The organism is Pseudomonas paraeruginosa, from assembly GCF_003025345.2.
Classification (GTDB): domain Bacteria; phylum Pseudomonadota; class Gammaproteobacteria; order Pseudomonadales; family Pseudomonadaceae; genus Pseudomonas; species Pseudomonas paraeruginosa.
Genome location: NZ_CP020560.1, coordinates 5,644,219 through 5,666,846 on the forward strand (window position 1 = coordinate 5,644,219; position 22,628 = coordinate 5,666,846).

Here is a 22,628-nt window from a genome sequence, read left to right on the forward strand (position 1 = left end):
CGTCCCGGCGCCGGCCGCCTTCAGGCCTGACTTCTCATGATTCTCGACCTGCATGGGTTCGGCGACCAGTTGCTCGCCGGTACCTGGATGACCCTCAAGCTGTCGCTGGCGGCGGTCTGCGTGGGGCTGCTGCTCGGCCTCCTCGGCGCCATCGCGAAGACTTCGAAGTACGCGGCTCTGCGTTTCCTCGGCGGCACCTACACCACCATCGTCCGTGGCGTGCCGGAAACGCTCTGGGTACTGATGATCTATTTCGGCACGGTGAGCGGCCTGAACGCCCTCGGCGACCTGTTCGGCAAGCCGGACCTGGCGCTCTCGCCGTTCGCCGCCGGCACCCTGGCCCTCGGCCTGTGCTTCGGCGCCTACGCCACCGAGGTGTTTCGCGGCGCCCTGCTGTCCATCCCGCGCGGTCATCGCGAAGCCGGCCAGGCGCTCGGCCTGTCCTCCGGGCGGATCTTCTGGCGCATCGTCCTGCCGCAGATCTGGCGGGTCGCCCTGCCCGGCCTGGGCAACCTGTACCTGATCCTGCTGAAGGACACCGCGCTGGTCTCCCTGATCACCCTCGACGAGATCATGCGCAAGGCGCAGGTCGCCTCCAACGCGACCAAGGAACCCTTCACCTTCTACATGACCGCGGCCGCCATCTACCTGAGCCTCACGGTCGTCATCATGGTCGCCCTGCACTTCCTCGAGCGTCGCGCCGGCCGTGGTTTCGTGAGGAACGAGCTATGAGCGAGTGGGAGCTGATCCTCAAGTGGATGCCGAAGATGCTCCAGGGCGCGGCGCTGACCCTGGAGCTGCTGGCGATCGCGGTGGTCGCCGGGCTCGCCCTGGCCCTGCCGCTGGGCATCGCCCGCGCCTCGCGGCACTGGTACGTGCGCGCGCTGCCGTACGCCTATATCTTCTTCTTCCGTGGCACGCCGCTGCTGTTGCAGCTGTTCATCGTCTACTACGGCCTGGCGCAGTTCGAGGAAGTGCGCAAGAGTGCCTTCTGGCCCTACCTGCGCGATCCGTACTGGTGCGCGCTGCTGACCATGACCCTGCACACCGCCGCCTACATCGCCGAGATCCTTCGCGGCGCGATCCATTCGGTGCCGGTCGGCGAGGTGGAGGCCGCCCGCGCCCTCGGCATGTCGCGGCGCCAGGCGCTCTGGCACATCATCCTGCCGCGCGCGGTACGCATCGGCCTGCCGGCCTACAGCAACGAAGTGATCCTGATGCTCAAGGCCAGCGCGGTGGTCTACACCGTGACCCTGTTCGACATCATGGGCATGGCCCGCACCATCATCGCCCGCACCTACGAATCGATGCTGTTCTTCTGCCTGGCCGGCGCGCTGTACCTGGTGATCACCATCGTGCTGACGCGGATCTTCCGCCTGATCGAACGCTGGTTGCGGGTCGACGCCACCCAGGGCCGCTGAGCGGGCGCTTTCCGATGCCCGCGGGGCGGCTATAATCGCCGCCCCGTTTTGCCGCCACCGCTCGCATCGTGTCCGAAACTCTTTCCTTCCTCAGTGGCGACGCCCTGTCGCAGCGCTTCCTCGCGCTGGATGCGTTCCTGCTCGAACACCAGCGGCTCTGGCGGCCCCGGCCGTTCAGCGAAACGACCCTGGCGTGGGAAGCCGAACACGCCGAGCTGGCGTCATGGCTGCGCGGGCGCAGCCTCGAACAGGCCGATGCCGAGCACAACCAGCCCACCCGCCTGGCCGCACCCGCCCCTTATCCGCAACTCGCCGCCCGGGCCGCGGCGCTGGGCGCGGTCGGCGAACTGCCTTTGGCGGAGCGCCCGCAGGCACCGAACCGCTTCAATGTCGACGTACCGGGACGCAAGTGGCAGCAGATCGGCCTGTTCGCCGGGCGCCTGCGGTTCGCCCGGCCAGCCGCCCACTGGCTCGACTGGTGCTCCGGCAAGGGCCATCTCGGCCGCCTGCTGGCCCACACCGGGCAGCCGCTGACCTGCCTCGAGCACGACCCGGCGCTGGTCGCCGACGGGCAACGCCTGAGTGACCGCCTGGGTCTCTCCGCCCATCACCTCCGGCAGGACGTGCTCGCCGCCGATTGCGCCGAACGCCTGCTTCCCGAACATACGCCGGTGGCCCTGCACGCCTGCGGCGAACTGCACCTGCGCCTGCTGCGCCTGGCCAGCCAGGCCGGCTGTCGCCAACTGGCGGTGGCGCCATGCTGCTACAACCGCATTCCGGGGCCTTTCTACCAGCCGCTGTCGCAAGCGGCAGGCCGATCGCCGCTCGCGCTATCGCTCGACGACCTGCGCCTGCCCCTCAGCGAGACCGTCACCGCCAGCCAGCGGGTACGTCGTCAGCGCGACCAGTCGATGGCCCGGCGCCTGGGCTTCGACCTGTTGCAACGCGAACTGCGCGGGATCGACGAGTACCTCAGCGTGCCTTCCCTTCCGCTGGCCTGGCTGGCACGTCCATACGCCGACTACTGCCGCGAAATCGCCCTTCTCAAGGGGCTTCCCGAGCCGGAAGCACGCGACTGGCAGGCGCTGGAGGCGGCCGGCTGGCGGCGCCTGGCTGTGGTTCGCAACCTGGAACTGGTGCGCGCCCTGTTCCGTCGCCCGCTGGAACTCTGGCTGCTGCTGGACCGCTGCCTGTACCTGGTCGAACAGGGCTACGCCGTTCGCCTGGGCGAGTTCTGTCCGTCTTCCCTGTCTCCGCGCAACCTGCTGATCCTTGCGGAACGCAGCTGACACGGCGTTTCAGAGGTTTACCCACACAACCTGTGGATAAGTCTGGTGACAAGTTATGGGAAACATCTGCCGGGAGGCCCGTATCCAGGCACGGACAATGCTGTTCAAAAAATGAACAGAAAAAAGAAAATCCATATAAAACAATAGCTTGATAACAAGAGAAATAACCGCAGCGGCTCTTAGAGCGTTTCCTTCCTATTCTTTGCCCGCTTGTGCATAAGCCTGGCTTTCCGGTTAATTCGAAAGTGGACTCCAGCATCAGCAATAGTTGCAAAACGGCATCGGATAACGTTCGAAGGAACGGATTGTTCTTTCATTGCAACAGCTGACCTCTTGTTAATCGCTGCCTAGGCAGTATTATTTTGAAACACTTTACTGCCCAGACAGCGATCTCTCCCCCATGGGTCACTACAGCGCTTCCGATTTTCCCTTCAAGGGCTCCATTGGCCAGCTCATCGGCGTCAGCGCCGCGACCAAGGACCGCATCCTCGAGAAGCACCTCGCCGCGCTGGACATCACCGCCGCGCAGTTCAAGGTGCTGATCTTCGTCGGTCTGAACCGTGCCAACAGCCCGGTCGAATTGTGCCGCGAGCTGTCGCTGGACAGCGGCTCGATGACCCGCATGCTGGCGCGCCTGGAAAAGAAGGGCCTGCTCCTGCGCGGTCGCTGCCCCGAGGACCGCCGTTGCGTGCGCCTGGAACTCAGCGAAGCCGGGCGGCGCGTGCAGGAGCAGCTTCCGCAGATCGCCTCGGCGGCGATGAACGAGCTGGTCGCCTGCCTGAGCACGGAAGAATTGCAGACGCTGACCCATCTGCTGACCAAGGTTCTGCTACACGCCGGCTGCCCTCGGGCCAGCCTGCAGGAGTCCTGATCCATGCCGCACCCCCTTTTCCATCCCTGGCCACAGCGGCTGGCCCTGGCCTCGGCGATTCTCCTGGCCGCCGGCTGCGTCACTTCCGAAGGCCTGGAGCCGAACGCCCGTCTGCAACAGGCTGGCGCCCTCCAGGCAGGCAGAAGCCTGGACGGCGTAGCCCTGTCGCCAGCGGCCTGGCCGCGCCAGGACTGGTGGACCGGGCTCGGCGACCGCCAGCTCGACCAGTTGATCGCCGAGGCCCTGCAAGGCACGCCGGACCTGCAGATCGCCGAGGCGCGTGCGCGCCAGGCAGCGGCAACGGCCCAGGCGCAAGATGCCGCGCGCCAGCCGACGCTGGACGCCAAGGCCAGCTATTCCGGAGTCCGCGCGCCGACCAGCGTCGCCCCAGCACCGCTCGGCGGGCGCTACTCGGCGATCAAGTACCTGTCGCTCGGCTTCAACTACGACTTCGACCTCTGGGGCGGCGAACGCGCCGCCTGGGAAGCCGCCCTCGGCCGGGCCAATGCGGCGCAGGTCGACAGCCAGGCCGCGCGCATCGGCCTGTCGGCAAGCATCGCCCGCGCCTACAGCGATCTCGACCATGCCTTCACCGTGCGCGATCTCGCCGAGGAAGAACTGAAGCGCTCGCAGCGCATGACCGAACTGAGCCAGAAACGCATGAGCGCCGGGCTCGACAGCAAGGTCCAGCTGCAACAGACGCAGACCCAGCTGGCCACCGCCCGCCAGCAGCTCAGCGCCGCCGAGCAGGACATCGCCAGCGCCCGCATCGCCCTCGCCGTGCTGCTGGGCAAGGGGCCCGATCGCGGTCTCGAACTGCAGCGGCCGCAACCGCTGAACCCGGCCAGCCTGAGTCTGCCCGCGGTACTCCCGGCGGAGCTGCTCGGCCGCCGCGCCGACATCGTCGCCGCGCGCTGGCGGGTCGAGGCGGCGAGCCGCGACATCGATTCGGCGAAGACCGAGTTCTATCCCAACCTCAATCTCGGCGCGATGGCCGGCCTCGCCGCTCTGCACACCAGCGACGTGTTGCAGGCGCCGAGCCGCTTCTTCCAGGTGGCGCCGGCGATCTCCCTGCCGATCTTCGACGGTGGCCGCCGCCGCGCCAACCTGGCCGGACGCGACGCCGACTACGACCTGGCCGTCGGCCAGTACAACAAGACCCTGGTCCAGGCCCTCGGCGAGGTCAGCGACGACCTGGGCAAGTTGCGCTCCCTCGAGCAGCAGGTGGTCGACCAGCACCAGGCCCGCGATATCGCCAGGTCCAACTTCGACCTGGCCATGCGTCGCTACGGCGAAGGCGTCGGCAGCTACCTCGACGCCCTCAGCGTGCAACAGCAACTACTGGTCGCCGAACGCCAGCTGGCCAGCCTGCAGAGCCAGCAGATCGATCTCTCCGTCCAGTTGGTCCAGGCCCTGGGCGGCGGCTTCCAACCCGACTCCCGCTCCGCCGCGCTCGCCAACGCGCCGGCCGAATGAACGAGGCACCCACCATGACGACCGCCAACAGCGAAACCCCGGCCGGCAACCCGAAGCGCAAGCGCTGGCTGCTGATCCTGCTCGCCGTGATCATCCTCGGCACCCTGGCCAGCGTGGCCTGGGAATTCTTCTATGGGCGCTGGCACGAGGACACCGACGACGCCTACATCAACGGCAACGTGGTGCAGATCACGCCGCAGATCGTCGGCACCGTGGTCAGCATCGGCGCCGACGACGGCGACCTGGTGCGCAAGGGCCAGGAGTTGGTGCGCTTCGATCCCAGCGACGCCGACATCGCCCTGCAGCGCGCCGAGGCCAACCTGGCCCATACCGTGCGCCAGGTACGCGGCCTGTTCAGCAACGTCGACGGCTATCGCGCCGAGGTCGCCACGCGCAAGGTCGCGCTGGCCAAGGCCGAGGCCGACTACAGGCGGCGCAAGAACCTCGCCGACGACGGCGCCATTTCCCAGGAAGAACTGGCCCATGCCCGCGACGCCCTGGACAGCGCGAAAGCCTCGCTGACCAGCTCGGAACAGCAGTTGAACACCAACCGCGCGTTGGTCGACGACACCCAGATCACCTCCCACCCGGACGTCAAGGCCGCCGCCGCGCAACTGCGCCAGGCCTACCTGGACGATGCCCGCTCGACCATCGTCGCGCCGGTCACCGGCTACGTCGCCAAGCGCAGCGTGCAGGTCGGCCAGCGCGTGCAACCGGGCAATGCGCTGATGGCGGTGGTCCCGCTGGAGCAGATCTGGATCGACGCCAACTTCAAGGAAACCCAGCTCAAGCACATGCGTATCGGCCAGCCGGTGGAGATCCGCTCCGACCTCTACGGCAGCGACGTGCGCTACAGCGGCACCGTCGACAGCCTCGGCGTGGGCACCGGCAGCGCGTTCTCCCTGCTGCCGGCGCAGAACGCCACCGGCAACTGGATCAAGATCGTCCAGCGGGTGCCGGTGCGCATCCATATCGATCCGGAAGAATTGCAGAAGCATCCGCTGCGCATCGGCCTGTCGATGGACGTCAAGGTCGACCTGCATGACCAGAGCGGCCCGGCCCTGGCCCAGCAGCCACCGCGCGAAGCGCTGTTCTCCACCGATGTCTACCAGCAGCAACTGGCCTCCGCCGACAAGCTGATCGAACGCCTGATCGAAGCCAACCTCGCCGAAGACCACGGCAAGACTGCCCAGCGTTGAGCCAGCCAGCATGAGCGAAAGCAGCAGCTTCTCCCCGCCCAGCCTGGTGATGGCGACCATCGGCCTGTCCCTGGCGACTTTCATGCAGGTGCTCGACACCACCATCGCCAACGTCGCCCTGCCGACCATCTCCGGCAACCTCGGGGTGAGTTCGGAACAGGGCACCTGGGTGATCACCTCGTTCGCCGTGAGCAACGCCATCGCCCTGCCGCTGACCGGCTGGCTGGCCCGGCGGGTCGGCGAGGTGCGCCTGTTCATCGCCGCCGCGCTGCTGTTCGTACTCGCCTCGTTCCTCTGCGGCATCGCCCAGTCGATGCCTTCCTTGGTCGGCTTCCGCGCCCTGCAGGGATTCGTCGCCGGGCCGCTGTACCCGATCACCCAGACCCTGCTGATCTCCATCTACCCACCGGCGAAACGCGGCATGGCGCTGGCCCTGCTGGCGATGGTCACGGTGGTGGCGCCGATCGCCGGGCCGATCCTCGGCGGTTGGATCACCGACGACTACAGCTGGCCGTGGATCTTCTTCATCAACGTGCCGGTCGGCCTGTTCGCCGCCTTCGTCGTCTACCAGCAACTGAAGGCGCGCCCGGTGGTGATCAGGAAGGCGCCGATGGACTACGTCGGCCTGATCGCCCTGGTGATCGGCGTCGGCGCCCTGCAGGTCGTCCTCGACAAGGGCAACGACCTGGACTGGTTCGAGTCGAACTTCATCGTCGGCGGCGCGCTGATCGCGGCGATCGCCCTGGCCTTCTTCGTCATCTGGGAATTCACCGACCGCCATCCGATCGTCAACCTGCGCCTGTTCGCCCACCGCAACTTCGCCGCCGGCACCCTGGCGCTGGTGCTGGGCTATGCCGCGTTCTTCGGCATCAACCTGCTGCTCCCGCAATGGCTACAGACCCAGATGGGCTACACCGCCACCTGGGCCGGGCTGGCCGCCGCGCCAATCGGCATCCTGCCGGTGTTCCTCTCGCCGCTGGTCGGCCGCTACGCCAACCATTTCGACCTGCGCATGCTCGCCGGCCTGTCGTTCCTGGCGATGGCGATCACCTGCTTCATGCGCGCCAACTTCACCACCGAGGTCGACTACCAGCACATCGCCATCGTGCAGTTGATCATGGGGCTCGGCGTGGCGTTCTTCTTCATGCCGATCCTGAGCATCCTGCTTTCCGACCTGCCGCCGGACCAGATCGCCGATGGCTCCGGCCTGGCCACCTTCCTGCGCACCCTCGGCGGCAGCTTCGCCGCCTCGCTGACCACCTGGATCTGGAACCGCCGCGCCATCCAGCACCACGCCTACCTGAGCGAGAACATCAGCCTCTACGACCCGGCCACCCACGAAACCCTCGCTCAACTCGGCGGCAACACCCAGACGAACGCGGCGCTGCTCGACCGGATGGTGCAGAGCCAGGCCTACATGATGTCCACCATCGACTACTTCACCATGCTCGGCTGGCTGTTCCTCGCCCTGCTGGTGATCATCTGGCTGGCCCGCCCGCCGTTCGGCGCCAAGCCCGGCGCGGCCGCCTCCGGGCACTGAGGACGAACGGCATTCGGGCAGGAAAATCAGTGGTTTACTCCTGGCGGCGGCTGGCTATAATGTCGCCCTCTTCGCCGGTATAGCTCAGCTGGTAGAGCAACTGACTTGTAATCAGTAGGTCCCGGGTTCGACTCCTGGTGCCGGCACCATGAATCCCCGAAAGCCCCGCCTCGCGCGGGGCTTTTTTGTTTTATCCTCCTAGCTGCCGCCCGATGATGGCACTTCGCATAGAATGCCGGGTCATATGCACCTACCAGATCTGGGGTTGGCAGGAACGCCACTTTCCCGTACTAATCGTCGTCTTCACGATCGATTGGTACACCTTGGCGGGACGTGCCGAAGCAGCCCTACGGACAACCACTGCTTGAACAAGGTATGACTCATGACGATTCTCGTGACCGGCAGCGCCGGCTTCATCGGCGCCAATTTCGTGCTCGACTGGCTGGCCCTGCATGACGAGCCGGTGGTCAGCCTCGACAAGCTCACCTACGCCGGCAACCGGCAGAACCTCGCCAGCCTCGACGGCGACGCCCGGCATACCTTCGTCGCCGGCGATATCGGCGATAGCCAGTTGGTAGCCCGCCTGCTCGCCGAGCACCAGCCGCGGGCGATCCTCAACTTCGCCGCGGAATCCCATGTGGACCGCTCGATCCACGGCCCCGAGGACTTCATCCAGACCAACATCGTCGGCACCTTCCGCCTGCTGGAAGAAGTGCGCGCCTACTGGGGCGCGCTGGAGCCGGAAGCGAAGGCGGCATTCCGCTTCCTCCACGTTTCCACCGACGAAGTCTATGGCTCGCTGGCACCGAGCGATCCGGCCTTCACCGAGAACAACCGCTACGAGCCGAACAGCCCCTACTCGGCGTCCAAGGCGGCCTCCGACCACCTGGTGCGGGCCTACCACCACACCTACGGGCTGCCGGTGCTGACCACCAACTGCTCGAACAACTACGGCCCCTACCACTTCCCGGAAAAGCTCATCCCACTGGTGATCCACAACGCCCTGGCCGGCAAGTCGCTGCCGATCTACGGCGACGGCCAGCAGATCCGCGACTGGCTCTACGTCAAGGACCATTGCAGCGCCATCCGCCGGGTCCTGGAAGCCGGCCAGCTGGGCGAGACCTACAACGTCGGCGGCTGGAACGAAAAGGCCAACCTCGACGTGGTCGAGACCCTCTGCGCCATCCTCGACCAGGAGCAACCGCGCGCCGATGGCCACAGCTATCGCGAGCAGATCACCTTCGTCAAGGATCGCCCGGGCCACGATCGCCGCTACGCCATCGATGCCACGCGCCTGGAGCGCGAGCTGGGCTGGAAGCCGGCGGAAACCTTCGAGACCGGCATCCGCAAGACCGTGCGCTGGTACCTGGACAACCAGGACTGGGTGGCGAACGTGACCAGCGGTGCCTACCGCGAGTGGGTGGGTAAGCAGTACGCATGAACCGGATCCTCCTCCTCGGCGCCAACGGCCAGGTCGGCTGGGAGCTGCAGCGCGCCCTGGCGCCGCTGGGCGAACTGCTGGTCTGCGACCGCCGGCGCGCCGACCTCGCCGACCCCGAAGGCCTGGCGCGACTGGTTCGCGCCGAGCGGCCGCAGTTCATCGTCAACGCCGGTGCCTATACCGCAGTGGACAAGGCCGAGAGCGATGCCGACAACGCCCGCCTGATCAATGCCCGCGCCGTCGCGGTGCTGGCCGAGGAGGCCGCGGCCTGCGGCGCCTGGCTGGTGCATTACTCCACCGACTATGTGTTCGACGGCGCGGGCAGCGCGCCCTTCGCCGAGGACGCGCCGACCGGCCCGCTCAGCGTCTATGGACAGACCAAGCTGGAAGGCGAGCAGGCCATCCGCGCCAGTGGTTGCCGCCACCTGATCTTCCGCACCAGCTGGGTCTACGCCGCGCGCGGCGGGAATTTCGCCAGGACCATGCTGCGCCTGGCCGGGCAACGCGACGAACTCAAGGTCGTGGCCGACCAGTTCGGCGCACCGACCAGCGCCGAACTGATCGCCGACGTCACCGCCCAGGCCCTGCAGCGCCTGCGCTGGGACGCCGATCTGGCGACGCGGGCCAGCGGCACCTACCACCTGGTCGCCAGCGGCGAGACCTCCTGGCACCTCTATGCGCGCTTCGTCATCGAGCAGGCGCTGGAGCGGGGCTGGGAATTGAAGACGGAGCCGCAGCGGGTCCTGCCCATCACCACCGCCGACTACCCGGTACCGGCGAAACGTCCGGCCAACTCGCGCCTGGACAACCGCAAGCTGCAACAGGTCTTCGGCCTGGTGCTGCCCGACTGGCGCTACCATGCCGGACGCATGATCCAGGAACTGAGCGAACAGGGACCACTATGAAACGCAAGGGCATCATCCTCGCCGGGGGCTCGGGCACCCGCCTGCACCCGGCCACGCTGGCCATCTCCAAGCAGCTGCTGCCGGTGTACGACAAGCCGATGATCTACTACCCGCTCAGTACCCTGATGCTGGCGGGCATCCGCGAGATCCTGATCATCTCCACTCCGCAGGACACCCCGCGCTTCCAGCAACTGCTGGGCGACGGCGCCCACTGGGGCCTGGACCTGCAATACGCCGTGCAACCCTCGCCGGACGGCCTGGCCCAGGCTTTCCTGATCGGCGAATCGTTCATCGGCGACGACCTTTGCGCGCTGGTCCTGGGCGACAACCTGTATTACGGCCACGACTTCCACGAACTGCTCGGCAGCGCGTCGCAGCGCGAGAGCGGCGCCAGCGTCTTCGCCTACCACGTGCTGGACCCGGAGCGCTACGGCGTGGTCGAGTTCGACCAGGGCGGCAAGGCCATCAGCCTGGAAGAGAAACCGCTCAAGCCGAAATCGAACTATGCGGTCACCGGCCTGTACTTCTACGACCAGCAGGTGGTGGACATCGCCAAGGGCCTGAAACCTTCGCCGCGCGGCGAGCTGGAGATCACCGACGTCAACCGCGCCTACCTGGAGCGTGGCCAGCTCAGCGTGGAGATCATGGGCCGCGGCTACGCCTGGCTGGATACCGGCACCCACGACTCGCTGCTCGAGGCCGGCCAGTTCATCGCCACCCTGGAGAACCGCCAGGGCCTCAAGGTGGCCTGCCCGGAAGAGATCGCCTACCGGCAGAAGTGGATCGACGCCGCGCAACTGGAAAAACTCGCCGCGCCGCTGGCCAAGAATGGCTACGGCCAATACCTGAAGCGACTGCTGACCGAGACCGTGTACTGATGAAAGCGACCCGCCTGGCGATTCCCGACGTGATCCTCTTCGAACCCAGGGTGTTCGGCGACGACCGCGGCTTCTTCTTCGAAAGCTACAACCAGCGCGCGTTCGAGGAAGCCTGCGGCCATCCGGTCAGCTTCGTCCAGGACAACCATTCGCGCTCGGCCCGTGGCGTCCTCCGCGGCCTGCACTACCAGATCCAGCAGGCCCAGGGAAAGCTGGTGCGCGCCACCCTCGGCGAGGTGTTCGACGTGGCCGTCGACCTGCGGCGCGGCTCGCCGACCTTCGGCCAGTGGGTCGGCGAGCGGCTGAGCGCGGAGAACAAGCGGCAGATGTGGATCCCGGCCGGCTTCGCGCACGGTTTCGTGGTGCTCAGCGAATACGCCGAGTTCCTCTACAAGACCACCGACTTCTGGGCGCCGGAATACGAGCGCAGCATCGTCTGGAACGACCCCGACCTGAAGATCGACTGGCCGCTGCGGGAAGCCCCGCTGCTCTCCGAGAAGGACCGCCAGGCCAAGGCCTTCGCCGAGGCCGACTACTTCCCCTGAACGCCTACGGGCGATCGGGCTCGCCGCAAGGCGTGGTAATTTAGGGGCATTCCCGCCCGGGATGCCCCGGATAATCCGCAGCCACGGCAGGTTCGTTGCTCTTGAAAGCCTATTTCCATCGCTGGCGCTCGCTGGTCATCCTCGCCCTGCTCCTCGCCCCGCTGCTCTGGCCGCTGCAGTATTTCGCCGAGCGCTACTACAGCGAGCAACTGGCCGAGCAGAACCGCCAGACCCTCGACCTCTACGTCGCCAACCTGCTCGGCACTCTGCGCCGCTACGAGGAACTGCCCCAGATCCTCGGCGGCCTGCCGGTACTTCGCCAGGCCCTGCAACAGCCTGGCGACCCGCTGCTGCAGAAGATCGCCAACGAGGCGCTGGCCGATATCCGCCGGCGCACCGGCGCCGACGTGATCTACCTGCTGCAACCGGACGGCACCACCCAGGTCGCCTCCAACTGGGCCCAGGCGGACAGCTTCGTGCACCGCAACTTCGCCTTCCGCCCCTACTACCGCGAAGCCATGCAGGGTCGCCTGGCGCGCTTCTTCGGCCTGGGCACCACCTCGATCAAGCGCGGCTACTACTTCGCCAGCGCGGTGAAGGAAGGCTCGCGGATCATCGGCGTGCTGGTGGTGAAGGTCGATCTCGAACACATCGAACGGCTCTGGGGCAATTCCCCGGAGCAGCTGCTGGTGATCGACAACTACGGCGTGGTGATCCTCTCCTCGCGCGAGGACTGGCGCTTCCACGCCAGCCGGCCGCTGAGCGAGGCGGAGCGCGAGCAGATCCACGCCAACATCCCCTACCCCGTGCAGGACCCCAAGCCCCTGCACCTGCAGCGCAGCGCCTGGCTGAGCCAGAGCCAGACGCTGCCGGAGACCGGCTGGACGGTGAGCATCTACGCGCCGCGCACGCTGATCGAGCGACCGGTGCGCAGCGTCCTGCTGATCGGCGGCGCGACCCTCCTCGCCCTGCTCCTGCTGCTCACCCTGCTGACCCTCAGCCGCCGTCACTACCTCGACCGCATCGCCCTCGAGGCCGAAGCCAAGCGCCAGCTGGAGGAACGCGTACTGGAGCGCACCCGTGAGCTGGAGAACGCCAACGCGCAACTGCAGCAGGAAGTCCACGAACGCGAGCAGGCCCAGCGCGAGCTGATGCGCGCCCAGGACGAAGTGGTCCAGGCCGGCAAGCTGACCGCCCTGGGCACCATGTCGGCGAGCATCAGTCACGAGCTGAACCAACCGCTGGCGGCGATCCGCAGCTACGCCGACAACGCCCGGGTGCTGCTCGACCACCAGCGCACCGAGGACGCCCGCGGCAACCTCGAACAGATCAGCGACCTCACCACCCGCATGGCCTCGATCATCGCCCACCTCAAGGCCTATGCCCGCGGCGCGCGGCGCGCGCCGGAGAACGTACAGCTGCAGCCGGCGATCGAGGACGCCCTGTCGATGGTCGCCAGCCGGCGGCGGGCGATGAACGTCGAGCTGCTGCGCGACGTGCCGGACGCCCCGTTGTGGGTCCAGGCCGGCGAGACGCGGCTGCGACAGATCCTCGGCAACCTGCTCACCAACGCTCTCGACGCGCTCGCCGAGAAGGCTCCGCCGCGACGCCTGTGGGTAATCGCCAGCCAGGACGCGCACGGCGTGACCCTGACCCTGCGCGACAACGGGCCAGGCTTCTCCGAAGAGGCCCTGGCCCACGCCCACGAACCCTTCTTCACCACCAAGACCACCGCGAAAGGGCTCGGCCTCGGCCTGGCCATCTGCGATAACCTATTGCGCGCCCTCGGTGGCCGCCTGGAAATGGGCAACCATCTCGAGGGCGGCGCCGTGGTGCGCCTGCACTTGCTGCCGGGAACCCCCGGCGTCGCCGCCATGCCCCAGGAGGAAACCCGCGCATGAGTCCCTTCGCGCCATTCGATGCCCAGACCCAGGTCCTGCTGATCGACGACGATCCGCACCTGCGCCAGGCCCTGCGCCAGACGCTCGACCTCGCCGGGCTCAAGGCCGCGACCCTGGACGACGCGCGCCAGCTGGACACCGCGCAGTGCAAGGACTGGCCCGGGGTGGTGGTCAGCGACATCCGCATGCCCGGGGTGGACGGCATGGAGCTGCTCGGGCAACTGCACGAACAGGACGCCGACCTGCCGGTGATCCTCATCACCGGCCACGGCGATGTGCCGCTGGCGGTCCAGGCCATGCGCGGCGGCGCCTACGACTTCCTGGAAAAGCCCTTCCCCAGCGACGCCCTGCTCGACAGCGTGCGCCGTGCCCTGGAAGTACGCCGCCTGGTCCTGGAGAACCGCACCCTGCGCCTGGCCCTGGCCGAGCGCCATGAACTGCACGGCCGCCTGATCGGCAAGTCGGCCGGCATGCAGCGCCTGCGCGAACAGGTCGGCTCGCTGGCGGCGATCCAGGCCGACGTGCTGATCCTCGGCGAGACCGGCGCCGGCAAGGAAGTGGTGGCACGCGCCCTGCACGACCTGTCGAGCCGCCGTGACGGTCCGTTCGTCGCGATCAACGCCGGCGCCCTTGCCGAGTCGGTGGTGGAAAGCGAGCTGTTCGGCCACGAGGCCGGCGCCTTCACCGGCGCGCAGAAACGCCGCATCGGCAAGTTCGAGTACGCCAACGGCGGCACCCTGTTCCTCGACGAGATCGAGAGCATGAGCCTGGACGTGCAGGTCAAGCTGCTGCGCCTGTTGCAGGAGCGGGTGGTCGAGCGACTCGGCTCGAACCAGCTGATTCCGCTGGACATCCGCATCATCGCCGCGACCAAGGAGGACCTGCGCCAGGCCGCCGACCAGGGACGCTTCCGCGCCGACCTCTATTACCGGCTCAACGTCGCCAGCCTACGCATTCCGCCGCTGCGCGAGCGCGGCGAGGACATCCCGCTGCTGTTCCGCCACTTCGCCGAAGCCGGCGCCATGCGCCATGGCCTGCCCCCGCGCGAGCTGGACGCCGGGCAATCGGCGCGGCTGCTGGCCTACGACTGGCCGGGCAACGTGCGCGAGCTGCAGAACGCCGCCGAGCGCTTCGCCCTCGGTCTCGGCCTTAGCCTGGATGACGGCGCGCTGCCCGACGCCGCCGACGAGCCGCACAACCTTAGCGCCAAGGTCGAGGCCTTCGAGCGCTCGCTGATCGCCGCCGAGCTGGAACGCCCGCACAATTCGCTGCGCAGCGTCGCCGAGGCCCTCGGCATTCCGCGCAAGACGCTGCACGACAAGCTGCGCAAGCACGGCCTGCCATTCAACACGCCTGGCGAGAATCCGCCAGAGGATGGCGACTGAATGGCGGAATATCGCCACCCATTCGCCTTTCGCTCCTCGATATCGACCCTCCATGGCACCGCACGGCTGGCACAAGGCTTGCTCCCCGCTTCTTGAAGCGTTCCAACAAGCAGAAGACCAGGCGCTTTTTTCCACTCGCGCAGCAACTGCCGCTGCGCTGCCTAGACTTCCCTTGTTCGGTTACGCCGAGAGGGCGTCCGTCCTCTCCATAAAGACAGACAAGAACAAAGAGGAAGTCTCATGCTCAAGCACACCGCGAAGGCGCTCGTCTGCGCACTTTCCCTGACCGTCGCCGGAATCGTCCAGGCGGCCGACCCGATCGTCATCAAGTTCTCCCACGTCGTCGCCGAGCACACGCCCAAGGGCCAGGGCGCGCTGCTGTTCAAGAAACTGGTGGAGGAACGCCTGCCGGGCAAGGTCAGGGTGGAGGTCTACCCGAACTCGTCGCTGTTCGGCGATGGCAAGGAAATGGAGGCCCTGCTCCTGGGCGACGTGCAGATCATCGCGCCGTCGCTGGCCAAGTTCGAGCAGTACACCAAGAAACTGCAGATCTTCGACCTGCCGTTCCTGTTCGACAACATCCAGGCGGTGGATCGCTTCCAGCAGAGCCCGCAGGGCAAGGAGCTGCTGACCTCGATGCAGGACAAGGGCATCACCGGCCTCGGCTACTGGCACAACGGGATGAAGCAGCTGTCCGCCAACAAGCCGCTGCGCGAGCCGAAGGACGCTCGCGGCCTGAAGTTCCGCGTGCAGGCCTCCAAGGTGCTCGAGGAACAGTTCAAGGCGATCCGCGCCAACCCGCGCAAGATGAGCTTCGCCGAGGTCTACCAGGGCCTGCAGACCGGCGTGGTCAACGGCACCGAGAACCCCTGGTCGAACATCTACTCGCAGAAGATGCACGAGGTGCAGAAATACATCACCGAATCCGACCACGGCGTGCTGGACTACATGGTGATCACCAACACCAAGTTCTGGAACGGCCTCCCGGAAGACGTGCGCGGCGTGCTGGCCAAGACCATGGACGAGGTCACCGTGGAGGTGAACAAGCAGGCCGAGGCGCTCAACCAGGGTGACAAGCAGCGCATCGTCGAGGCCAAGACCAGCGAGATCATCGAACTCACTCCCGAACAGCGGGCCGAATGGCGCAAGGCCATGCAGCCGGTGTGGAAGAAGTTCGAAGGCGAGATCGGCGCCGACCTGATCAAGGCCGCCGAAGCCGCCAACCAGGCTCAATAAGAAGAAGAGGGAAAGCCCATGCACGCGCTCGCGCGCGTCTGGGCGCGCCTGGAGGAAGGCCTGATCGCCTTCCTCCTCGCCGCCATGACGCTGGTTACCTTCGTTTATGTAGTCCTCAATAACCTCTATACGCTGCTCTACGATCTCGCCGACCTCTGGGAGGGCGGCAACGAGACGCTGCTCGCCATCGGCGATGGGGTCCTCACCCTGGCCCAGGAGATGACCTGGAGCAACGCCCTGACCAAGGCGCTGTTCGCCTGGCTGATCTTCCTCGGCATCGCCTACGGCGTACGCACCGCCGGGCACCTCGGCGTGGACGTACTGGTGAAGCTGGCCTCGCGACCGGTACAGCGAGTGCTCGGCGTGATCGCCTGCCTGGCCTGCCTCGGCTACGCCGGCCTGCTCTGCGTGGCCAGCTACGACTGGGTGAAGACCCTGTTCATCGCCGGCATCGGCGCCGAGGACCTCGACCACTTCGGCATCCGCCAATGGCACATCGGCCTGATCGTGCCGGTGGGCTTCGCCCTGGTGTTCATCCGTTTCGCCGAGATCCTCGTACGCATCCTGCGCAACCGCCAGACCGGCCTGGGCCTGGCCGACGAGGCCGCCGACGCGCTGAAGCTGACCGAGCACGAGGAGCCGAAAGCATGACCATCCTGTTCCTCTTCCTGCTGCTGTTCCTGCTGATGTTCATCGGCGTGCCGATCGCCGTCTCCCTGGGTCTCTCCGGCGCACTGACGATCCTCCTGTTCAGCCCGGACTCGGTGCGCTCGCTGGCGATCAAGCTGTTCGAGACCTCCGAGCACTACACCCTGCTGGCGATCCCGTTCTTCCTGCTCTCCGGCGCGTTCATGACCACCGGCGGCGTGGCGCGGCGCCTGATCGACTTCGCCAACGCCTGCGTCGGGCACATCCGCGGCGGCCTGGCGATCGCCGCGGTGCTCGCCTGCATGCTGTTCGCCGCGCTGTCCGGCTCGTCGCCGGCGACGGTGGCGGCAGTGGGTTCGATCGCCATCGCCGGCATGGTCCGCTCGGGTTATCCACAGGCGTTCGGCGCCGGCATCGTCTGCAACGCCGGCACCCTCGGCATCCTCATCCCGCCGTCGATCGTCATGGTGGTCTACGCCGCCGCCACCGAGACCTCGGTGGGCAAGCTGTTCATCGCCGGCGTGGTTCCGGGGTTGCTACTGGGACTGATCCTGATGGTGGTGATCTACATCGTCGCGCGAGTGAAGAAGCTTCCGGCGATGCCGCGGGTCACCCTGCGCGAGTGGCTGGCCAGCGCACGCAAAGCGCTGTGGGGCCTGTTGCTGATGGTGATCATCCTCGGCGGCATCTATTCCGGCGCCTTCACCCCCACCGAGGCCGCCGCCGTCGCCGCGGTCTACTCGGCCTTCGTCGCGTTGTTCGTGTACAAGGACATGCGCCTGAAAGAATGCCCCAAGGTCCTGCTGGAGTCCGGCAAGCTGACCATCATGCTGATGTTTATCATCGCCAACGCCATGCTCTTCGCCCACGTGCTGACCACCGAGCAGATACCGCAGAGCATCGCCAGCTGGGTCACGGAACTGGGACTTTCGCCATGGATGTTCCTGCTGGTGGTGAATATCGTGCTGCTGATCGCGGGCAACTTCATGGAGCCTTCGGCGATCATCCTGATCCTGGCACCGATCTTCTTCCCCATCGCCATGGAACTGGGCATCGACCCGATCCACCTGGGGATCATCATGGTGGTGAACATGGAGATCGGCCTGATCACCCCGCCGGTCGGCCTCAACCTGTTCGTCACCTCGGCGGTCACCGGCATGCCGCTGGGCGCGACCATCCGCGCGGCGCTGCCGTGGCTGATGATCCTGCTGGTGTTCCTGATCATCGTCACCTACATCCCGGCGGTGTCCATGGCCCTGCCGAACTGGCTGGGAATGAGCTGATATGCACGAGGCTCGGCGGAAACCCCCGCCGAGCCGACGGACTTTCGGCAGAAATCCGCTCACGTCGAAGGCGAAGCCCCCCATCGACCGGGCTCGCGCACGCTGGCACGCCGCTTGCTCCACGACTTCCAGTGCTTCGGCACCGGCTTTCGGTTCGCCCCGGCGAGCCGCGTCTTCCGGCCACGAACCGGTGACGGCCCCCCCCTCGTGCCGACGTGCGCCAGCATGCGCGGCGGGCGACCGGCGACCCCGGTCACCCCGCGGGCTTCCATACCCTGGAAACCGCATGAAAAAGCCCGGCTCAGGCCGGGCTTTTTCATATCTCCCCTTGTGCTTTTTCGTTCTTTGGTAAGTCCGGAAAATTATTTTTACTTATAAATAAAAAAACCACCATCGAACAATTGCAACAAAACCGGGGTACGCCGCCGGAGCTACCTGCGAAAACCGTCAACAAGACGACGAAAGGCTTTGCGAAAGTCAGAATACCGTCTCGCCAGTTTCATTGACCGGCATCAAAGATCCGCCGGAATCCGCGGCTTATAGCCCGATTTCGAACAATTTCAAGTTTTCCCCGGGTCAATTCGGACGCTTTTCGCTATCTCATGAAAAAACTGCCTATGGCAGGCACGCGTTAGATTCCTCTTCTATCTTTCCTTTCCACCGACTTACAGGAATGCGTCATCAAATTACTTTGAGTAGGAAGCTATTGACGTAGATCAGCATTCAACAATAGCCGCTGCCGCCTAATGACTTCACTCTCAATTCCTATAGGGAGATTCTGAAATGTCCCAAGAAGCCAGCCAAAAACTCCGACTAGGAGCGCTAACGGCTCTGGTTGTCGGATCGATGATCGGAGGAGGCATCTTCTCCCTCCCGCAGAACATGGCGGCCAGCGCCGACGTCGGCGCCGTACTGATCGGATGGGCGATCACCGCCGTCGGCATGCTCACCCTCGCTTTCGTCTTCCAGACCCTCGCCAACCGCAAGCCCGAACTCGATGGCGGGGTCTACGCCTACGCCAAGGCCGGCTTCGGCGACTACATGGGTTTCTCCTCGGCCTGGGGCTACTGGATCAGTGCCTGGCTGGGCAACGTCGGCTACTTCGTCCTGCTGTTCAGCACCCTCGGCTACTTCTTCCCGATCTTTGGCAAGGGTGACACCGTCGCCGCCATCGTCTGCGCCTCGGTGCTGCTCTGGGCCCTGCACTTCCTGGTGCTACGCGGGATCAAGGAGGCGGCGTTCATCAACACCGTCACCACCGTGGCCAAGGTCGTGCCGCTGTTCCTGTTCATCCTGATCTGCCTGTTCGCCTTCAAGCTGGACATCTTCACTGCCGACATCTGGGGCAAGAGCAACCCGGACCTGGGTAGCGTGATGAACCAGGTACGCAACATGATGCTGGTCACCGTCTGGGTGTTCATCGGCATCGAGGGCGCGAGCATCTTCTCCTCCCGCGCGGAAAAACGCTCCGACGTCGGCAAGGCCACCGTGATCGGCTTCATCACCGTCCTGCTCCTGCTGGTGCTGGTGAACGTGCTGTCGATGGGCGTGCTGACCCAGCCGGAACTGGCCAAGCTGCAGAACCCGTCGATGGCGCTGGTGCTGGAGCATATCGTCGGCCACTGGGGCGCGGTGCTGATCAGCGTCGGCCTGCTGGTCTCCCTGCTGGGCGCGCTGCTCTCCTGGGTGCTGCTGTGCGCCGAGATCATGTTCGCCGCCGCCAAGGACCACACCATGCCGGAGTTCCTGCGCCGCGAGAACGCCAACCAGGTGCCGGCCAACGCCCTGTGGCTGACCAACATCTGCGTACAGGTGTTCCTGGTGGTGGTGTTCTTCACCTCGGGCGACCCGGACGGCATGGACCCGTACACCAAGATGCTGCTCCTGGCCACCTCGATGATCCTGATCCCGTACTTCTGGTCCGCCGCCTATGGCCTGCTGCTGACACTGAAAGGCGAAACCTACGAGAACGACTCCCGCGAACGTGGCAAGGACCTGGTCATCGCCGGCATCGCCGTGGCCTACGCGGTCTGGCTGCTCTACGCCGGGGGCCTGAAGTACCTGCTGCTGTCCGCCCTGTTGTATGCGCCCGGCGCGATCCTCTTCGCCAAGGCCAAGCACGAAGTCGGCCAGCCGATCTTCACCGGAATCGAAAAACTGATCTTCGCCGCAGTCGTCATTGGCGCCCTGGTGGCTGCCTACGGCCTCTACGACGGTTTCCTCACCCTCTGATTACTCCACTGGAGACGTGAAATGAGCACGGAAAAAACCAAACTTGGCGTCCACTCCGAAGCCGGCAAACTGCGCAAAGTGATGGTCTGCTCGCCCGGCCTCGCCCACCAGCGCCTGACCCCGAGCAACTGCGACGAGTTGCTGTTCGACGACGTGATCTGGGTGAACCAGGCCAAGCGCGACCACTTCGACTTCGTCACCAAGATGCGCGAACGCGGCATCGACGTCCTCGAAATGCACAACCTGCTGACCGAGACCATCCAGAACCCGGAAGCGCTGAAGTGGATCCTCGATCGCAAGATCACCGCCGACAGCGTAGGCCTGGGCCTGACCAGCGAGCTGCGTTCCTGGCTGGAAAGCCTGGAGCCGCGCAAGCTGGCCGAGTACCTGATCGGCGGCGTGGCCGCTGACGACCTGCCCGCCAGCGAAGGCGCCGACATCCTCAAGATGTACCGCGAGTACCTGGGCCACTCCAGCTTCCTGCTGCCGCCGCTGCCGAACACCCAGTTCACCCGCGACACCACCTGCTGGATCTACGGCGGCGTGACCCTGAACCCGATGTACTGGCCGGCGCGACGCCAGGAAACCCTGCTGACCACCGCCATCTACAAGTTCCACCCCGAGTTCGCCAACGCCGAATTCGAGATCTGGTACGGCGATCCGGACAAGGACCACGGCTCCTCGACCCTGGAAGGCGGCGACGTGATGCCGATCGGCAACGGCGTGGTCCTGATCGGCATGGGCGAGCGCTCCTCGCGTCAGGCCATCGGCCAGGTCGCCCAGTCGCTGTTCGCCAAGGGCGCCGCCGAGCGGGTGATCGTCGCCGGCCTGCCGAAGTCGCGCGCGGCGATGCACCTGGACACCGTGTTCAGCTTCTGCGACCGCGACCTGGTCACGGTCTTCCCGGAAGTGGTCAAGGAAATCGTGCCCTTCAGCCTGCGCCCCGATGCGAGCAGCCCCTACGGCATGAGCATCCGCCGCGAGGAAAAGACCTTCCTCGAAGTGGTCGCCGAATCCCTCGGCCTGAAGAAACTGCGCGTGGTCGAGACCGGCGGCAACAGCTTCGCCGCCGAGCGCGAGCAATGGGACGACGGCAACAACGTGGTCTGCCTGGAGCCGGGCGTGGTGGTCGGCTATGACCGCAACACCTACACCAACACCCTGCTGCGCAAGGCCGGCGTCGAGGTCATCACCATCAGCGCCAGCGAACTGGGCCGCGGCCGCGGCGGCGGCCACTGCATGACCTGCCCGATCATCCGCGACCCGATCGACTACTGACAGACAATCCTCTCTCGAGCTCAACGGCGGCGTCCCCAGGAGGGGCGCCGCCCACCGACTTCCCACAAGGAGATCAATCATGGCTTTCAACATGCACAACCGTAACCTGCTCAGCCTGATGCACCACAGCACCCGCGAGCTGCGTTACCTGCTCGACCTCTCCCGCGACCTGAAGCGCGCCAAGTACACCGGCACCGAGCAGCAGCACCTGCAACGCAAGAACATCGCCCTGATCTTCGAGAAGACCTCCACCCGTACCCGCTGCGCCTTCGAGGTGGCGGCCTACGACCAGGGCGCCAACGTCACTTACATCGACCCGAACTCCTCGCAGATCGGCCACAAAGAGAGCATGAAGGACACCGCGCGGGTCCTCGGCCGGATGTACGACGCCATCGAGTACCGCGGCTTCAAGCAGGAGATCGTCGAGGAACTGGCGAAATACGCCGGCGTACCGGTGTTCAACGGCCTGACCGACGAATACCACCCGACCCAGATGCTCGCCGACGTGCTGACCATGCGCGAGCACAGCGACAAGCCGCTGCACGACATCAGCTACGCCTACCTGGGCGACGCGCGCAACAACATGGGCAACTCCCTGCTGCTGATCGGCGCCAAGCTCGGCATGGACGTACGCATCGCCGCGCCGAAGGCGCTCTGGCCGCACGACGAGTTCGTCGCCCAATGCAAGAAGTTCGCCGAGGAAAGCGGCGCCAAGCTGACTCTCACCGAAGATCCGAAGGAAGCCGTGAAGGGCGTGGACTTCGTCCACACCGACGTCTGGGTGTCGATGGGCGAGCCGGTGGAAGCCTGGGGCGAGCGGATCAAGGAGCTGCTGCCCTACCAGGTCAATATGGAGATCATGAAGGCCACCGGCAACCCGCGGGCCAAGTTCATGCACTGCCTGCCGGCGTTCCACAACAGCGAGACCAAGGTCGGCAAGCAGATCGCCGAGCAGTATCCGAACCTGGCCAACGGCATCGAGGTGACCGAGGACGTCTTCGAGTCGCCCTACAACATCGCCTTCGAACAGGCCGAGAACCGCATGCACACCATCAAGGCGATCCTCGTCTCGACCCTCGCCGACATCTGACCGCGCTCCT

18 protein-coding genes, 1 tRNA gene and 1 pseudogene are annotated in these 22,628 nt (G+C 65.9%); all 20 read left to right on the forward strand.

All coding sequences use genetic code 11. The annotated features are described in order from the left end of the window. Positions 1-36 precede the first annotated feature (36 nt). The 20 genes and pseudogenes from B7D75_RS26705 (at position 37) to B7D75_RS26800 (ending at position 22,618) form a co-directional block, all read left to right on the forward strand. On the forward strand, positions 37-732 hold the full coding sequence (locus B7D75_RS26705) for an ABC transporter permease (protein WP_053814745.1): 696 nt from the start codon (positions 37-39) through the stop codon (positions 730-732). Next, on the forward strand, positions 729-1,421 hold the full coding sequence (locus tag B7D75_RS26710; protein ID WP_003152840.1) for an ABC transporter permease: 693 nt from the start codon (positions 729-731) through the stop codon (positions 1,419-1,421). The genes B7D75_RS26705 and B7D75_RS26710 overlap by 4 nt, the downstream gene beginning before the upstream one ends. Before the next feature lie 68 nt (positions 1,422-1,489). Continuing rightward, positions 1,490-2,710: a methyltransferase gene (locus B7D75_RS26715; RefSeq protein WP_107114580.1), complete on the forward strand. Its 1,221-nt coding sequence runs from the start codon at positions 1,490-1,492 to the stop codon at positions 2,708-2,710. Between the two features lie 400 nt (positions 2,711-3,110). Further along, positions 3,111-3,581: a MarR family winged helix-turn-helix transcriptional regulator gene (locus tag B7D75_RS26720; protein ID WP_003152836.1), complete on the forward strand. Its 471-nt coding sequence runs from the start codon at positions 3,111-3,113 to the stop codon at positions 3,579-3,581. 3 nt (positions 3,582-3,584) lie between these two features. Continuing rightward, positions 3,585-5,057, forward strand: a complete 1,473-nt coding sequence (locus tag B7D75_RS26725; protein ID WP_107114581.1) for an efflux transporter outer membrane subunit — start codon at positions 3,585-3,587, stop codon at positions 5,055-5,057. Between the two features lie 14 nt (positions 5,058-5,071). Further along, the gene (locus tag B7D75_RS26730; RefSeq protein WP_033999894.1) at positions 5,072-6,256 is read left to right on the forward strand and encodes an HlyD family secretion protein; all 1,185 of its coding nucleotides are present in this window, start codon (positions 5,072-5,074) and stop codon (positions 6,254-6,256) included. A 10-nt stretch (positions 6,257-6,266) separates the two neighbouring features. Beyond that, positions 6,267-7,796: a DHA2 family efflux MFS transporter permease subunit gene (locus B7D75_RS26735; protein WP_012077798.1), complete on the forward strand. Its 1,530-nt coding sequence runs from the start codon at positions 6,267-6,269 to the stop codon at positions 7,794-7,796. 73 nt (positions 7,797-7,869) lie between these two features. Then, positions 7,870-7,945: transfer RNA gene (locus B7D75_RS26740), tRNA-Thr, on the forward strand. Positions 7,946-8,178: 233 nt separating this feature from the next. Beyond that, on the forward strand, positions 8,179-9,237 hold the full coding sequence (gene rfbB, locus B7D75_RS26745; protein ID WP_033999892.1) for a dTDP-glucose 4,6-dehydratase: 1,059 nt from the start codon (positions 8,179-8,181) through the stop codon (positions 9,235-9,237). Next, positions 9,234-10,142, forward strand: a complete 909-nt coding sequence (rfbD, locus tag B7D75_RS26750; RefSeq protein ID WP_012077800.1) for a dTDP-4-dehydrorhamnose reductase — start codon at positions 9,234-9,236, stop codon at positions 10,140-10,142. Before rfbB ends, rfbD begins: the two co-directional genes overlap by 4 nt. Beyond that, positions 10,139-11,020, forward strand: coding sequence for a glucose-1-phosphate thymidylyltransferase RfbA (rfbA, locus tag B7D75_RS26755; protein ID WP_003153915.1), 882 nt, complete (start codon positions 10,139-10,141; stop codon positions 11,018-11,020). The genes rfbD and rfbA overlap by 4 nt, the downstream gene beginning before the upstream one ends. Further along, complete coding sequence (rfbC, locus tag B7D75_RS26760; RefSeq protein WP_003153917.1) at positions 11,020-11,565, forward strand: dTDP-4-dehydrorhamnose 3,5-epimerase; 546 nt, start codon at positions 11,020-11,022, stop codon at positions 11,563-11,565. The genes rfbA and rfbC overlap by 1 nt, the downstream gene beginning before the upstream one ends. A gap of 61 nt (positions 11,566-11,626) precedes the next feature. Then, a pseudogene (gene dctB / locus B7D75_RS26765) lies at positions 11,627-13,466 on the forward strand (two-component system sensor histidine kinase DctB). After that, the gene (gene dctD, locus B7D75_RS26770; protein ID WP_012077802.1) at positions 13,463-14,851 is read left to right on the forward strand and encodes a two-component system response regulator DctD; all 1,389 of its coding nucleotides are present in this window, start codon (positions 13,463-13,465) and stop codon (positions 14,849-14,851) included. Before dctB ends, dctD begins: the two are co-directional and overlap by 4 nt. Before the next feature lie 240 nt (positions 14,852-15,091). After that, positions 15,092-16,087, forward strand: coding sequence for a C4-dicarboxylate TRAP substrate-binding protein DctP (gene dctP / locus B7D75_RS26775; RefSeq protein WP_043099527.1), 996 nt, complete (start codon positions 15,092-15,094; stop codon positions 16,085-16,087). Positions 16,088-16,105: 18 nt separating this feature from the next. After that, on the forward strand, positions 16,106-16,738 hold the full coding sequence (gene dctQ, locus B7D75_RS26780; protein WP_003105527.1) for a C4-dicarboxylate TRAP transporter small permease protein DctQ: 633 nt from the start codon (positions 16,106-16,108) through the stop codon (positions 16,736-16,738). Then, complete coding sequence (gene dctM, locus B7D75_RS26785) at positions 16,735-18,018, forward strand: C4-dicarboxylate TRAP transporter large permease protein DctM (protein WP_034079750.1); 1,284 nt, start codon at positions 16,735-16,737, stop codon at positions 18,016-18,018. Before dctQ ends, dctM begins: the two co-directional genes overlap by 4 nt. A 783-nt stretch (positions 18,019-18,801) precedes the next feature. Then, a complete protein-coding gene (gene arcD / locus B7D75_RS26790; RefSeq protein ID WP_034079751.1) occupies positions 18,802-20,250 on the forward strand; it encodes an arginine-ornithine antiporter in 1,449 nt (482 codons plus the stop codon). Positions 20,251-20,271: 21 nt separating this feature from the next. Further along, positions 20,272-21,528: an arginine deiminase gene (gene arcA, locus B7D75_RS26795; RefSeq protein WP_034079753.1), complete on the forward strand. Its 1,257-nt coding sequence runs from the start codon at positions 20,272-20,274 to the stop codon at positions 21,526-21,528. A 79-nt stretch (positions 21,529-21,607) separates the two neighbouring features. Further along, the gene (locus B7D75_RS26800; RefSeq protein ID WP_033999888.1) at positions 21,608-22,618 is read left to right on the forward strand and encodes an ornithine carbamoyltransferase; all 1,011 of its coding nucleotides are present in this window, start codon (positions 21,608-21,610) and stop codon (positions 22,616-22,618) included. Positions 22,619-22,628 lie beyond the last annotated feature (10 nt).